11 protein-coding genes are annotated in these 13597 nt (G+C 71.5%); 5 read left to right on the top strand and 6 right to left on the bottom strand.

The features are described 5' to 3' along the window. Positions 1–3 precede the first annotated feature (3 nt). The 3 genes from ACJ6WD_RS03765 (at position 4) to ACJ6WD_RS03775 (ending at position 4238) form a co-directional block, all read left to right on the top strand. Entirely contained in the window at positions 4–1926 is a 1923-nt protein-coding gene (locus tag ACJ6WD_RS03765) for a fumarate reductase/succinate dehydrogenase flavoprotein subunit (protein ID WP_233656915.1), read from the top strand. Beyond that, the gene (locus tag ACJ6WD_RS03770) at positions 1923–2720 is read left to right on the top strand and encodes a succinate dehydrogenase/fumarate reductase iron-sulfur subunit (RefSeq protein WP_233656916.1); all 798 of its coding nucleotides are present in this window, start codon (positions 1923–1925) and stop codon (positions 2718–2720) included. The genes ACJ6WD_RS03765 and ACJ6WD_RS03770 overlap by 4 nt, the downstream gene beginning before the upstream one ends. A 120-nt stretch (positions 2721–2840) precedes the next feature. Continuing rightward, on the top strand, positions 2841–4238 hold the full coding sequence (locus tag ACJ6WD_RS03775; protein WP_407615134.1) for an amidohydrolase family protein: 1398 nt from the start codon (positions 2841–2843) through the stop codon (positions 4236–4238). 72 nt (positions 4239–4310) lie between these two features. On the opposite strand, the gene ACJ6WD_RS03780 is transcribed toward ACJ6WD_RS03775, so the two are convergent. From ACJ6WD_RS03780 to ACJ6WD_RS03805, 6 genes are all read right to left on the bottom strand, one after another. Next, positions 4311–6860: a SpoIIE family protein phosphatase gene (locus ACJ6WD_RS03780; RefSeq protein WP_233656918.1), complete on the bottom strand. Its 2550-nt coding sequence runs from the start codon at positions 6858–6860 to the stop codon at positions 4311–4313. Positions 6861–7139: 279 nt separating this feature from the next. Further along, a complete protein-coding gene (locus ACJ6WD_RS03785; RefSeq protein WP_016572756.1) occupies positions 7140–7601 on the bottom strand; it encodes an ATP-binding protein in 462 nt (153 codons plus the stop codon). 241 nt (positions 7602–7842) lie between these two features. Further along, the gene (locus ACJ6WD_RS03790; RefSeq protein ID WP_233656919.1) at positions 7843–8271 is read right to left on the bottom strand and encodes a (deoxy)nucleoside triphosphate pyrophosphohydrolase; all 429 of its coding nucleotides are present in this window, start codon (positions 8269–8271) and stop codon (positions 7843–7845) included. A 63-nt stretch (positions 8272–8334) separates the two neighbouring features. Further along, positions 8335–8514, bottom strand: coding sequence for an SPOR domain-containing protein (locus tag ACJ6WD_RS03795; protein ID WP_016572758.1), 180 nt, complete (start codon positions 8512–8514; stop codon positions 8335–8337). 243 nt (positions 8515–8757) lie between these two features. Then, positions 8758–10437 carry an APC family permease gene (locus tag ACJ6WD_RS03800; protein ID WP_233656920.1) on the bottom strand — a complete coding sequence of 560 codons (1680 nt, stop codon included), beginning with the start codon at positions 10435–10437 and terminating at the stop codon, positions 8758–8760. A gap of 271 nt (positions 10438–10708) precedes the next feature. Continuing rightward, complete coding sequence (locus tag ACJ6WD_RS03805) at positions 10709–11458, bottom strand: GntR family transcriptional regulator (RefSeq protein WP_233656921.1); 750 nt, start codon at positions 11456–11458, stop codon at positions 10709–10711. Between the two features lie 203 nt (positions 11459–11661). Between ACJ6WD_RS03805 and ACJ6WD_RS03810 the strand changes: the two genes are divergently transcribed. After that, entirely contained in the window at positions 11662–12423 is a 762-nt protein-coding gene (locus ACJ6WD_RS03810; protein WP_376442463.1) for a PIG-L deacetylase family protein, read from the top strand. A 113-nt stretch (positions 12424–12536) separates the two neighbouring features. Next, positions 12537–13583, top strand: coding sequence for a hypothetical protein (locus ACJ6WD_RS03815; protein WP_407615135.1), 1047 nt, complete (start codon positions 12537–12539; stop codon positions 13581–13583). Positions 13584–13597 lie beyond the last annotated feature (14 nt).

Below are 13597 nucleotides of genomic sequence, written 5' to 3' on the forward strand. Positions count from 1 at the left end.
CTGATGGCGCATGTGGACGGGCAGACCTGGGACGTGGTCGTGGTGGGCGCGGGCGGCGCCGGGCTGCGCGCCGCCATCGAGGCCCGCGAGGCGGGGATGCGGACGGCGGTGATCTGCAAGTCCCTGTTCGGCAAGGCCCATACGGTGATGGCCGAGGGCGGCATCGCGGCCAGCATGGGCAACGCCAACGAGCACGACACCTGGCAGGTGCACTTCCGGGACACCATGCGCGGCGGGAAGTTCCTCAACCAGTGGCGGATGGCCGAGCTGCACGCCCGCGAGGCCCCGGACCGGGTCTGGGAGCTGGAGACCTGGGGCGCGCTCTTCGACCGCACCGCGGACGGCCGGATCTCCCAGCGCAACTTCGGCGGCCACGAGTACCCGCGGCTGGCGCACGTCGGCGACCGCACCGGCCTGGAGCTGATCCGCACCCTCCAACAGAAGATCGTCTCGCTCCAGCAGGAGGACGAGCGGGTCTCCGGCTCGTACGAGGAGGGCCTGAAGGTCTTCCAGGAGTGCACCGTCACCCGCGTCCTGACGACGGACGGGCAGGTCGCCGGCGTCTTCTGCTACGACCGGGAGTCGGGCCGCTTCTTCGTGCTGGAGGCACCGGCCGTGGTGCTGGCCACCGGCGGCATCGGCAAGTCCTTCAAGGTCACCTCGAACTCCTGGGAGTACACCGGTGACGGCCACGCGCTGGCCCTGCTGGCCGGCGCACCGCTGATCAACATGGAGTTCGTCCAGTTCCATCCGACCGGGATGGTCTGGCCGCCGTCGGTCAAGGGCATCCTCGTCACCGAGTCGGTGCGCGGCGACGGCGGGGTGCTGCGCAACAGCGACGGCAAGCGGTTCATGTTCGACTACGTCCCGGACGTCTTCAAGGAGAAGTACGCCGAGTCCGAGGCCGAGGGCGACCGCTGGTACGAGGACCCCGACCGCAACCGCCGCCCGCCCGAGCTGCTGCCCCGCGACGAGGTGGCGCGGGCCATCAACGCCGAGGTCAAGGCGGGCCGCGGCTCCCCGCACGGCGGGGTCTTCCTGGACGTCTCGACGCGCATGCCGGCCGAGGTCATCACCCGTCGACTGCCGTCCATGCACCATCAGTTCAAGGAGCTGGCGGACGTGGACATCACCGCCGAACCGATGGAGGTCGGCCCGACCTGCCACTACGTGATGGGCGGGGTGGAGGTGGACCCGGACACCGCCGCCGCGACCGGGGTGCCGGGCCTGTTCGCCGCCGGCGAGGTGGCCGGCGGCATGCACGGTTCGAACCGGCTGGGCGGCAACTCCCTGTCCGACCTGTTGGTCTTCGGGCGCCGCGCGGGGCTGTACGCGGCCGAGTACGTCGGCGGGCTGCACACCCGGCCGATCCCCGAACCGCGCGGGATCGACGCCGCCGAGGCGGAGGCGCTGCGCCCGTTCAGCGCCGAGGAGGGCGGCGGCCCGGCCGAGAACCCGTACACCCTGCACCAGGAGCTCCAGCAGTCGATGAACGACCTGGTCGGCATCATCCGCCGGGAGGGCGAGATGGCCGAGGCCCTGGAGCGGTTGGCGAAGCTGCGGGTGCGGGCCCGCCGGGCGGGCGTGGAGGGCCACCGGCAGTACAACCCGGGCTGGCACCTCTCCCTCGACCTGCGCAACATGCTGCTGGTCAGCGAGTGCGTGGCGCGGGCGGCGCTGGAGCGCACGGAGAGCCGGGGCGGGCACACCCGGGACGACCATCCGCAGATGGACCGGCGCTGGCGCAACGTCAACCTGGTCTGCCGACTCGCCGACGACCGGGACGCGGCGGGCGATCCGGACCCGGCGCTGGGGCAGATCCGACTCTCCCGCCGCGAGACCCCGCCGATCCGCCGCGACCTGTTGGAACTCTTCGACAAGGACGAGCTGGTGAAGTACCTGACGGACGAGGAGCTGAGCCGGTGAGCGAGCGGCAGGCGGAACAGCGTTCCGGCGCCTACCAGGCGCACTTCCGGGTGTGGCGGGGCGACGCGGACGGCGGCGCGCTGGAGGACTTCCGGGTGGAGGTGAACGAGGGCGAGGTGGTGCTCGACATCATCCACCGCCTCCAGGCGACCCAGGCGCCGGACCTCGCGGTCCGTTGGAACTGCAAGGCCGGCAAGTGCGGTTCGTGCAGCGCGGAGATCAACGGTCGACCGCGGCTGATGTGCATGACCCGGATGTCGGTCTTCGCCCGCACCGAGACCCTCACCGTCACCCCGATGCGGACCTTCCCGGTCCTGCGCGACCTGGTCACCGACGTCTCCTTCAACTACACCAAGGCGCGCCAGGTGCCGTCGTTCGTCCCGCCCGCCGAACTGGGGCCGGGCGAGTACCGGATGCGACAGGAGGACGTGAACCGGTCGCAGGAGTTCCGCAAGTGCATCGAGTGCTTCCTGTGCCAGAACACCTGCCACGTCGTCCGGGACCACGAGGAGAACAAGGCGGCCTTCGCCGGCCCGCGGTTCCTGATGCGGATCGCCGAGCTGGACATGCACCCGCTGGACGCCGCGCCGGCCCGCGGACTGGACCGCAAGGTCAGCGCGCAGGACGAGCACGGGCTCGGCTACTGCAACATCACCAAGTGCTGCACGGAGGTCTGCCCCGAGAACATCAAGATCACCGACAATGCGCTGATCCCGCTGAAGGAGCGCGCGGCGGACCGCAAGTACGACCCTCTGGTGTGGCTCGGGAACAAGATCCGACGGCGGACGGAATGACCCGCCTGACGCCCAACTGGCCCTGGATGCAGCATTTCTGATGCCACATCACATGGCTGGAAACCTCCTTACGGTGGATTCGAACAGCCGCGGTATAAGAGCGGAATGAATCTTCCGAAAATGAACCGACGGCGGGTCCTGGCCGGCCTGGGCACCGTCCCGCTGGCCGCCGCGGCCGGCTTCCCCGCGCTGGCCCAGGACCGCCCCGCCCGACCGACCGAGGCCCCCGGCGACCGTCGCACCACCCTGCTGCGCGGCGCGGACCTGGTCCTCACCATGGACCCCCACCTGGGCAAGGGCACACTCGGGCAGCTGGAGAACGGCGTCGACGTGCTGCTGAAGGACGGGACCGTCGCCGCCGTGGGCCACGGCCTGACCGCGCCGGCCGGCGCCCGGGTGCTCGACACCCGCGGCAAGATCGTGCTGCCCGGCTTCGTCGACCTGCACAACCACCTGTGGCAGTCCAGCATCCGCGGCGGCTGTTCGAACGAGGACCTCTACGGCTGGCTGAGCGACTGCAACCGCGTCACGCTCCCCAAGATCGGCCCGCAGGACATGTACCGCTTCGTCCACCTGGCCGCGCTCGACGCCCTCCAGGCGGGCGTCACCACCCTCGTCGACTGGGTGCACCCGATCCCGTACGACACCAGCGCGCGCTACATCAAGGCGCTGGACGACTCCGGGCTGCGCTTCGTCTACGCCTCGACGCAGAGCGCCGCCGACGCCCACCTCATCCCGAAGATCAAGAAGGATTTCCTGGACCCGCTGCCGCTGGCCTCCGTCCAGGTCTCCGCGCACGCCGGGATGGGCCAGATCAAGGAGCTGCGCGCGCTGTACGAGGTCGCCCGCGACCTGGGCGTGATGTTCAACTCGCACGTCCTGGAGAACAAGGGCGACCGCGCCGACGACCCGATCCGCTCACTGCGCGAGATCGCCGCGTTCGGCCCGAACCTGCTGATGAACCACGCGATCCACCTCACCGACGAGGAGATCGCACTGACCGGCGAGCACGACGTGCGGATCGCCCACTGCCCGCTGAGCAACATGCGGCTGGCGTCCGGGATCTGCCCGCTGCCGGCGTTCCACCAGCAGGGCGTCAAGGCCGGCCTCGGCCACGACGGCGGGACCAACGACACCTCGGACATGTTCAACGTGATGAAGGCGGCCGTCGGACTCCAGCGGGCCCGCCATGAGGACGCCGCGATCCACCCGACGCTCCCGGCGGTGCTCCGGATGGCGACGCTGGGCGGCGCGGAGGCCATCGGCATGGCGGACCGGGTCGGTTCGCTGACCCCGGGCAAGCGGGCCGACGTCGTCGTCCTCGACCCCGGCACGCTCAACTTCGCCCCGCGCTTCGACTGGACCAGCCAGATCGTCCTCAACGGCCAGCCGCCGAACGTCAGCGAGGTCTTCGTCGACGGCCACCTGCGCAAGTCGCAGGGCGAACTGCTGCACGTCGACACCGCACGCATCGTCCGCGAGGCCGAACTGGCCGCCGCGCACCTCCGCGACGCCTGACCGCACCACCACACCCGGGTCCGTCCACCCGGGTCCCCGGGGCCGCCCGCCGCGCACCCCGGGCCACGCCCCTCAGAACAGGCTCAGCAAGGCCTCCGCCGGGTCCACCGGCGCCGCATCGCCGTCCGGCAGCGCGAGTTCGTACCAGACGGTCTTGCCGCGCGGGGTGCGCCGGCTCCCCCAGCGCTCGCTCAGCAGGCCGACGAGTTGCAGGCCGCGGCCGCCCTCGTCGGTGTCCCGGGCCCGTCGCCGCCGCGGCTGGGCCAGATCGGCGTCCCAGACCTCGCAGACCAGCGTCCGGTCCAGCAGCAGCCGCAGCCGGATCTCCCCGTGCCCGTGCCGCAGGGCGTTCGTCACCAACTCGCTGACCAGCAACTCGGTGGTGTCGACCAGGGCCTGTAGTCCCCAGTCGGTCAGCTGGTCGCGGGCCAGCTCCCGGGCCCGGGCCACCGAACGCGGCTCCGGAGCCAGGCTCCAGTCGCCCACCGCGTCCTTGGGCAACCCGTGCACCCGGGCCATCAGCAGCGCGATGTCGTCCTCGCCGTGCGAGGTGTCCAGGGCGGACAGGACGTGGTCGCAGACGTCCTCCAGCGGCCGGTCGGCGTCCGAGAGCGCACGGCGGAACGCCTGCAGCCCCTCGTCCAGCGGATGGTGCCGGGACTCCACCAGGCCGTCGGTGTACAGCGCGAGCAGCGCGCCGTCCGGCACCTCGACCTCGATCTCCTCGAACGGCTCGCCGCCGACGCCCAGCGGCATCCCCGGCGGGACGTCCAGCAGCAGCGCCTCCTCGCCCTCCTCGACCAGCACCGGCGGCAGGTGGCCCGCGTTGGCGAAGGTGCACACCCGGGTGATCGGGTCGTAGACGGCGTAGACGCAGGTGGCGAGGTAGACCTCGGAGAGGTCGGCGGTGCGGGCCGAACGGTTCTGGGGCCCGCCGGCCGGGGCGCCCGAGCGGCTGCGGGCGGTGCGCGCCATGGCCCCCCGGTCGCCGCTGCCGCCCAGCCCCCGGGCGATCTCGTCCAGTGCGCCCAGGACCTCGGCCGGCTCCAGGTCCAGCAGCGCCAACGTGCGCACCGCGGTGCGCAGTTCGCCCATCGCCACCGCGGCGCGCAGTCCCCGGCCCATGACGTCGCCGACCACCAACGCGGTGCGGTGTCCGGGGAGTTCGATCACGTCGAACCAGTCGCCGCCGACCTCGGTCGCGGTGGTGCCGGGCAGGTAGCGACAGGCGATGTCGAGGCCGGCCGCCTCCGGGTCGCCGGGCGGCAGCAGGCTGCGCTGCAGTATCAGCGCGCGCTCGTGCTCCCGGCGGTACAGGCGGGCGTTGTCGATGCAGACCGCGGCCCGGGCGGCGAGCTCCACCGCCAGCGCGGTGTCCCGCTCGCCGAACGGTTCGCTGCCCTTCGTGCGGGAGAACCGCACCAGGCCGACGACGGTGTCCCGGGCGACCATCGGCACCGCGAGGGTGGAGTGCACCACCGCGCCCAGCTCCGGGCCCTCGTCGCCCTCCCGACCGGGGACGATCTGCGCCTGGGCGGTCCGCAGGGCGGCCGCGCACGGGGAGTTGAAGGGGTAGCGGTGGACCGCGCCGACGGTGACCGGGTCCTCCTCGGGAGCGCCGCCGGGCAGCGGCACGTCGGAGACCGCGCTGGCGAAGGCGACCCGCCGCAGCTCAGCGCTGCCGTCGCTCATCCCCGGCTGCTCCTCGTCGCCGGCCAGCAGTCCCTGGTAGAGGTCGACCGACGCCAGGTCGCAGAACTGCGGGACGGCGACGTCGAGCAGGGTGCGGGCGGTGGTCTCCAAGTCCAGGGAGTTGCCTATCCGGGCACCGGCCTCGTTGAGCAGCGCGAGGTTGCGGCGGGCGTTGGCGGCCTCGCGTTCGGCGCGGCGGCGGCCGGTGACGTCGGAGGCGAGCGCGGCGACGCCGATGGGGCGGCCGCTGGCGCCGTGCAGCCGGTAGAGCGAGATCGACCAGCGGCGGCGGTCCCCCTCGCCGGGGACGTGGCCGACCAGTTGCAGTTCGCTGACCGGTTCGCCGGTCTCCAGGACGCGGCGCAGCGCGGCGGTCATCCGCTCGGCCTCGGGGCGGGGCAGGAAGTCGTGCGGGGTGCCGCCCCGGTACTTGCTGGGCGGGCCGCCGAAGACGGTGGCGAAGCGCTCGTTGACCCGCAGCAGCTTCAGGTCGGTGCCGAACAGGGTGAAGCCCATGGGGGATTGACCGAAAACGGCCTGCGCGGCGGCGAGGTCGGTCTCGATCCCGCGCAGCGCCCGGACGTCGACGACCAGACAGACCGCGCCGCGTTCGCCGTCCTCGTTCTCGGCCGGCATCACGTAGATCTCGGCGAGCCCGTCCACCGCGCCGTCCGTCTCCCGGCGGTAGGGCACCAGCCCCGTCCACTCCCGCCCGTCGAGGATCTCGGACACCTTGCGGCGGCCGGTCTCGCGGAACTCCCGGGGGACGAACGCCTCGACGGGGTCCTTGCCGAGGGCGTGGCGGGCGGGGATGCCGAGCATCTGCTCGGCGCGCTCGCTCCACTGGTCGATGCGCCCGTCGGGGCCGAGCGAGAAGGAGGCGACCTTGATGTAGTCGTAGATCGATCCGGGCCGACTGCTCTGCCACACGGGCGTGCCTTCCGGCTCGCGGGCATGGCGATGGCCGCTCCGCTCCACCGGACCGTACGTGCCGCCCCGGCCACCGTTCTGCGCAGGTACCACCCCGCCAGATGACTTCTCGCTCACGAGCCCCGTCCCCTCCAGCTCATCGTGCCCGGACCGGACCTGCCGAGTATTCCAGCACCTCGGCTATCCGGAACACGGTCTTCACGATCACAGCACAGTCTCGATCGCAGGCCATCTACAAAATGTCGATGAAATGGCAACGATCAGGCCCCCACATGACTCTTAACCAGCCACCGACAGCTCGAACCACACTGTCTTGCCGCTCTTTCCCTGCCGGGTCCCCCAGCGCCGCGAGGTGTGCGCGACGAGTTGGAGTCCGCGTCCGCCCTCGTCATCGGGGGTGGCGGTGCGTGTCCGCGGCGGATCGGGCAGCGGATCGGAGACCTCGACGAGCAGCGCCCCGGCACCCAACAGCACCATGCGCACGCCGATGGGACCGCTGGCGTACCGCAGGGAGTTGGTGACGAGCTCGCTGACCAGCAGCACGGCGACGTCGGCGGCGCCGTTCAACCCCCAGTCGGCGAGCACCTGACGGACCATGGTGCGGGCGGTGCGCACCGCACCGGGGTCCGCCGGAAAGCTCCATTCGGCGCTCGGTGCACCGGACGTCTTGCCGCGCCTGCGGACATCGGGGGGACCGGGCTCCGGGACCTCTGCCGCTGCGCTGTCGCTCACGCCGATCACTTCCCAGGCCGAGGGGTCCCCCGTCGTACCCGGCCCCATCGAATAGGGCCAATCAGGACATACCCGATATCGAGCGGCAAGTACCGCCTTCAACCGTGCACTGTGGAACAAATGGCGCATCTCGGAGCAATACCCAGGAAGGGTGGGCACACCCGGCGAGCGGGCGGACATGAGCGACCGCTGGGCGCGAATGCGCCACCCGCGCCCACCAGGGGCGCACACCGACCGCCGGGCCCCGCCCTCACAGCCGCGCGCCCGGGATCCCGACCGCCGGCTTGGAGCCCAACCGCCGCATCACCTCGGCGACCGCCGGGCGGTCCTGGTCGAGCCAGTCGACCTCGCGCTCCTCACCCGGGCGCAGCCACCGCAGCTCGTCGTGGTCCTGGAGCGGCTCCGGCCGGCCGGAGACCAGCCGGGCGGTCCACACCTGGAGCACATAGCCGGGACGCAGCACCCACTCGCCCGGGATCCGCTCCACGGGCGCGGCGTCGACCCCCAGCTCCTCGTGCAGCTCCCGGACCAACGCCTGCTCCGGCGTCTCGCCGTCCTCCACCTTGCCACCGGGCAGTTCCCAGCGGCCGGCCAGCGCGGGCGGCGCGCTCCGCCGGGCGGCCAGCAACCGGCCCCGCTCGCACACCGCACCGCCCACCACTACGCGCACCGTCGTCATGCGCGGCAGCCTACGTCCCCCGCTCGCCTCCCGCTCCCCGCTCCGCTCCCGTCACCGACCTCCTCACACCGCGCCCTGGCCGACCCGCTCCACCGCGTAGAGCCGCTGATTGCCGCGGGTGTCGAGGCGGTCGGCGACCCGCTCCGCCTCCGCTCGGGTGGCATAGCGACCGACGCGATAGCGGTTGCCGCCTTCGTCCTGGCGGATGACGAGCCAGGGCAAGGCGGTCTCGTTCTCCGTCATTGCGCCCCTCCGTCCGCCGTGCAGCGCGCCGCGGCGCGCCCCTCCTGTGCTGATGCCGAAATCGCAATCCGCATATGCCCGAGCCTACGCCCGACCTTTACGCACCGGATATGGATTTACACAAAGAGACACCGAACCGGCCACCCGCGGGAACCTGGAAGACCAGGTTCGGCCCGCGAGTGGCCGGTTCGGCCCGAGGAACTCGGGCGGTCGTACGGGGCGGCAGGGGCCGCGAACGGTCGCTCAGGCGCCGGTGGGAGCCTTCTCGCCGGTCGCCTCGCCGCCGGCCTCGGCCGCCGCCATCTCGGCCTCGACCGCGACCAGCGAGGGGTTGCGCCAGGCGCTGCGCACGCCCCAGAAGTAGAAGGCCAGGGCGATCGCGGCGACCACCACGAGGTCGAGGCCCGGCGGCAGGTAGCCCTTGCCGCCGAACTCCTTGCCGCCGAGGTAGGAGACGGTCGCCATGACGAGCAGGTAGATCACCATCCAGGCACCGGCCTTCAGGTGCGGCAGCAGCTCCCGCAGCGGGCTGCGGCCCTGCTTCCACGGCCGGCCGATCTCGTACCACGCCCAGACCGGCAGCCCGACGGCCATGATCAGGATGACCTTGCCGGTCAGCGGCCACTTGCCCCAGTACAGGACCAGCGAGCCGAAGATCATCGCGATCGGGGCGATCACCGGCATGGCGCGCAGCTTCACCGGCCGCTTCATCTGCGGCGACAGCCGGCGCAGGCCCATCACGGCGACCGGGCCGGTGATGTACGAGATGACCGTCGCGACCGAGACGACCTCGGCGAGCGAGCCCCAGCCGCGGAAGACCGCGAGGAACAGGAACGCGACGCCGAGGTTGAGCACCAGCGCCGGACGCGGGATGCCGGTCTTGGCGTCCACCTTGCCGAAGATGCCCGGCAGGTGGCCGTTCTCCTGGACGCCCTGGATCATGCGCGAGGTGGTCGCGGCGTAGATCATGCCCGTGCCGGACGGCGAGACGAACGCGTCCGCGTACAGCAGCAGCGCCAGCCAGTTCAGGCCCCAGGCGAGCCCCAGCTCGGCGAGCGGGGAGTGGTAGGAGAGGCCGCCCCAGCCCTTGCTCAGGTCCCCGCCGGGCACCGCGAAGAGGAAGGCGACCTGCAGCGCGAGGTAGATGACCAGCGCGATGACGATCGAGAAGGCGACGGCCTTGGGCAGCGAACGGCCCGGGTTGCGCGCCTCGCCGGCGAGGTTCAGCGGCGACTGGAAGCCGTTGTAGGCCCACACGATGCCGGAGAGCGCCACACAGCTGAGGACCGCGCTCCAGCCGTTCGGGGCGAAGCCGCCCGCGCGCTCGATGTTGCCGGTGTCGAAGTGGGACAGGATCAGCGCGCCCGCGGTGAGGATCGGCACGACGACCTTGAAGACCGTGATCGCGGTGTTGGTCTTGGCGAACAACGAGACCGCGAACCAGTTCATGAAGAAGTAGAAGACCAGCAGGACGCTGGCGATCGCGACGCCGGAGCCGGTGAGCTCCTTGCCGTCGAAGAGCGCCTTGGCCCAGCTGAAGTCCCAGCTGCTCATGTACTGGACGGAGGCGGTGGCCTCACCCGGGATCACCGAGACGATGGCGATCCAGTTGGCCCAGGCCGCCAGGTAGCCGGCGAGTGAGCCGTGCGAGTACTGGCCGTAGCGGACCATGCCGCCGGCCTTGGGGAACATCGAGCCGAGCTCGGTGTAGGTCAGCGCGATGGTCAGCGCGACGACCGCGCCGATGACCCAGGCGAGGATCGCGGCCGGACCGGCGATGGCGGCGGCCCGCTCGGCACCGAACAGCCAGCCGGAACCAATGATCGACCCGAGACCAGTGGCGGTCAGGGCGATGGTCCCGAGGGACCGACGGTAATTCGAATGCGAACCCTGCTCCGCACTCGTTGTCTTCGTCGTGCTCACGTGCTGGTCTCCTGGTCTTCCCCCGTGCCGTGCACAAACTTCGCCATCGTATGAGCGAATCCGAAGATCCGGTTCCCACACCGGCCAAAAAATCCCGCCCAGTTGAGCCTCTGTGAGGTTTCCAACACCGATATCCGGACGACATAGGTAACGAAACCGGCCTAAATGGGACGCGCATCTCGGCCGAAATTCGCACCACCGGACCCTACGAATCCCGCAGGATCCCCCTACGCGGCGTCGACTTGGCGAGCACGGGGAGTTCGCGACACCCCTACTTCACCGGAAGGTGGTAGGCGATACGGTGCCGCGCCGCGAGCGCGATCACGTCCGCCGTCTCGACCGGCCGGCCGCCCGCGAAGTACGTCCGCGAGATGACCAGCACCGCGTGCCCCGGCACCCCGCCCAGCGCCATCGCCTCTTCCGCCAGTCCGGGGCGCGCCCCGACCTCCTCGACGACGTTGTCCACCACCACGTCGATGGCGGCCATCCGCTCGACCACCCCGCGCCCGGCCAGCGGGCCCTCCTCCGGCAGCATCACCGGCGTCCGCCCGGTGATCTCCAGCGGCTCCCAGGAGGTGGAGAGCATCGACGGCTCGCCCTCGGCGCGGAAGACGTAGCGCGTGCGCATCACGCGGGCACCCACCGGGATGCGCAGCCGCGCCGCCACCACCGAACCGGCCGGCTCCTGCTCACTGTTGGACTCCCAGGTGCCCCGCACGCGCTCGTCCGTCTGCTCCTGACGGAACGGCGTGCAGCCGCGGGTCTGGAAGCCGCCGCGGGCGATCCGGCGCGGCACCGGCTGCTCCCGCACGTACGTCCCCGACCCGGACCGGCCCTCCACCAGGCCCTCGGCCATCAGGACCTTGCGCGCCTCCAGCGCGACGGTGTCCGAGACGCCGTACTCCTCGCGGATGCGGGCCTGGGAAGGGAGGCGGGTGTGCGGGGCCAGCACCCCGTCGACGATCTTCTGGCGCAGGTCGCCGGCGACGCGGAGGTACGCGGGCTGCTCACCGAAAGGCACGTGCCCCTCCCAACAGCTTGACAGTCAGCAACAGCGTGACAACCGCGTGTTGCTGACCGCAACCCAAGACCTGAGTTTCACCCAAAGTAATGAACGCAGTTCAGCCACCATCCGCGCCACGCAGTGACCGCACTGAAACAAGCGTTCCACCACGTTCCGTGTCCGTCCGTGTCACGATCGTCACCGAGCAGAAAGGGGCCGCGATGCCGACCGAGAACGCCGCCGTCAGCTCCCTCCGCCCGATGCCCGACGACTGGCAGCGGGCGCTGGCCGTCGTGGCCCACCCCGACGACCTCGAATACGGCGCCGCGGCGGCCATCGCCGAATGGACCGAGGCCGGCCGGGACGTCCGCTACCTGCTGGTCACCCGCGGAGAGGCCGGCATCGACGGCCTCGCGCCGCCCGCGTGCGCCGCCGTCCGCGAGGCCGAACAGCGCGCCTCCGCGGCCCACGTCGGCGTCCGCACCGTCGAGTTCCTGACCGGCCACCGGGACGGCGTCATCGAGGCCGGCCTGCCGCTCCGCCGCGACCTGGCCGCGGCGGTCCGCCGGCACCGCCCCGAACTCCTGATCACCCTCAACCACCGCGACACCTGGTTCGGCACCCAGTGGAACACCCCCGACCACCGGGTGGTGGGCCGCGCCGTCCTCGACGCCGCGGGCGACGCCGCCAACCGCTGGATCTTCCCCGAACTCGCCGACGCCGAGGGCCTGGCCCCCTGGTCCGGCGTCCGCTGGACCGCCGTGGCCGGCTCGCCCCGCCCCACCCACGCCGTCGAGGTGGGCCCCGGCATCCCGCGCGCCGTCGCCTCGCTCGCCGCCCACACCACCTACATCCGGGCCCTCACCGCCCCCGACCAGGACCCCCACGCCTACGCCCGCGCCTTCATCGACCGCTCGCTGCGCACCGGCGCCACCCACCACCGCGGCCGCCCGGCCACCCTGTTCGAGGTGTTCCCGCAGTAGGCGGGCCACCCGCACCGATCCCGCCCCCTCAGCTCACCCGGCCTGCCGGGCACCCATGTCGTACCATCAACACCCCGTCTCCGACGGTCACTTATCACCGTAAGGCGGTTCCCATGACAGGAAGCGGGACACCCCCTGCGTCCCCGCCGCCCACGCCCCCGTCGGGGGACGGCGGACAGACCGGCCCCTCGGGCCACGACCCCGCGCCGGCCAGGCGGGACCAGCACCGTCCGCCCACCCCCTCGCTCCTCGACGACCTGGTCGACGGCGTGATGCCGGAAGCCGCGGACCCCGACCGCCGTCGCCGGAACCGCAAGGTGCTCATCAGGCTTTCCTGGACGGTCCTGGCCGCACTCGTCGCGCTCGTCGCGACGAAGGGCGCCGACTGGCTGACCTCCGAGCACGACGCACGGGTCACCAGCGAAGCCGACGACAAGGCCGACCGCGCCGGCCCGGCGTTCTCGGCGTCCGTGCGCCTGGACACCCAGTACCCCGAGGCCCGGATCTTCGACGCGCCGTTCTCCCCCCAGGACAAGAAGACCCTCCTCGCGATGCAGCCCAAGGGCGACCCGCTCACCCCCTTCTACGCGGCACACCACGCCCGGGCCGTCTCGTTCACCGACGTCCACCACCCGGCCATGAAGGTCGTCTCGCCCGGGTACTCGGAGGAGTGGCTCATGGACCTCCTCAGCGACCGGAAGGCGAGCCTGGTCATCACGGACCTGCGCATCAAGGGCCTCACCTGCACCCCCGCCAAGGCCACCACGGTCATCTCGGTACGCGGACAGGCGGGCGGCAGCTACGAGGGCATGTTCTTCGACCTGGCCCGCTCCCCCTCCACCCCGCTCATCACCGGGGACGAGGAACAGCACTACGGAGAGCCGTTCTTCAAGTACAAGAAGATCGACCTCGGCAACGGCGCGGCCCCCGAAGGACTCCGCGTCCAGGTCACCTCCGGCACCCAGGACTGCTCCTGGAAGGCGTTCGAGACCCACTACGTCGACGCGAACGGCGAGCACACCCAGGACATCACCAACAACGGCGAGGACTTCACCGTCCACGGCCTCTCCGCCCACCCCCAACAGGCCTTCGAGGTCCGCTCCTACGGCCCCTTCGTCCACGAATGCACGATTCTCGGCGGGGGGCGGTTGGGGTGTTGAGGGGGGCGTCGTTC

The sequence above is a fragment of the Streptomyces sp. VTCC 41912 genome (genome assembly GCF_045799175.1).
Classification (GTDB): domain Bacteria; phylum Actinomycetota; class Actinomycetes; order Streptomycetales; family Streptomycetaceae; genus Streptomyces; species Streptomyces albulus_C.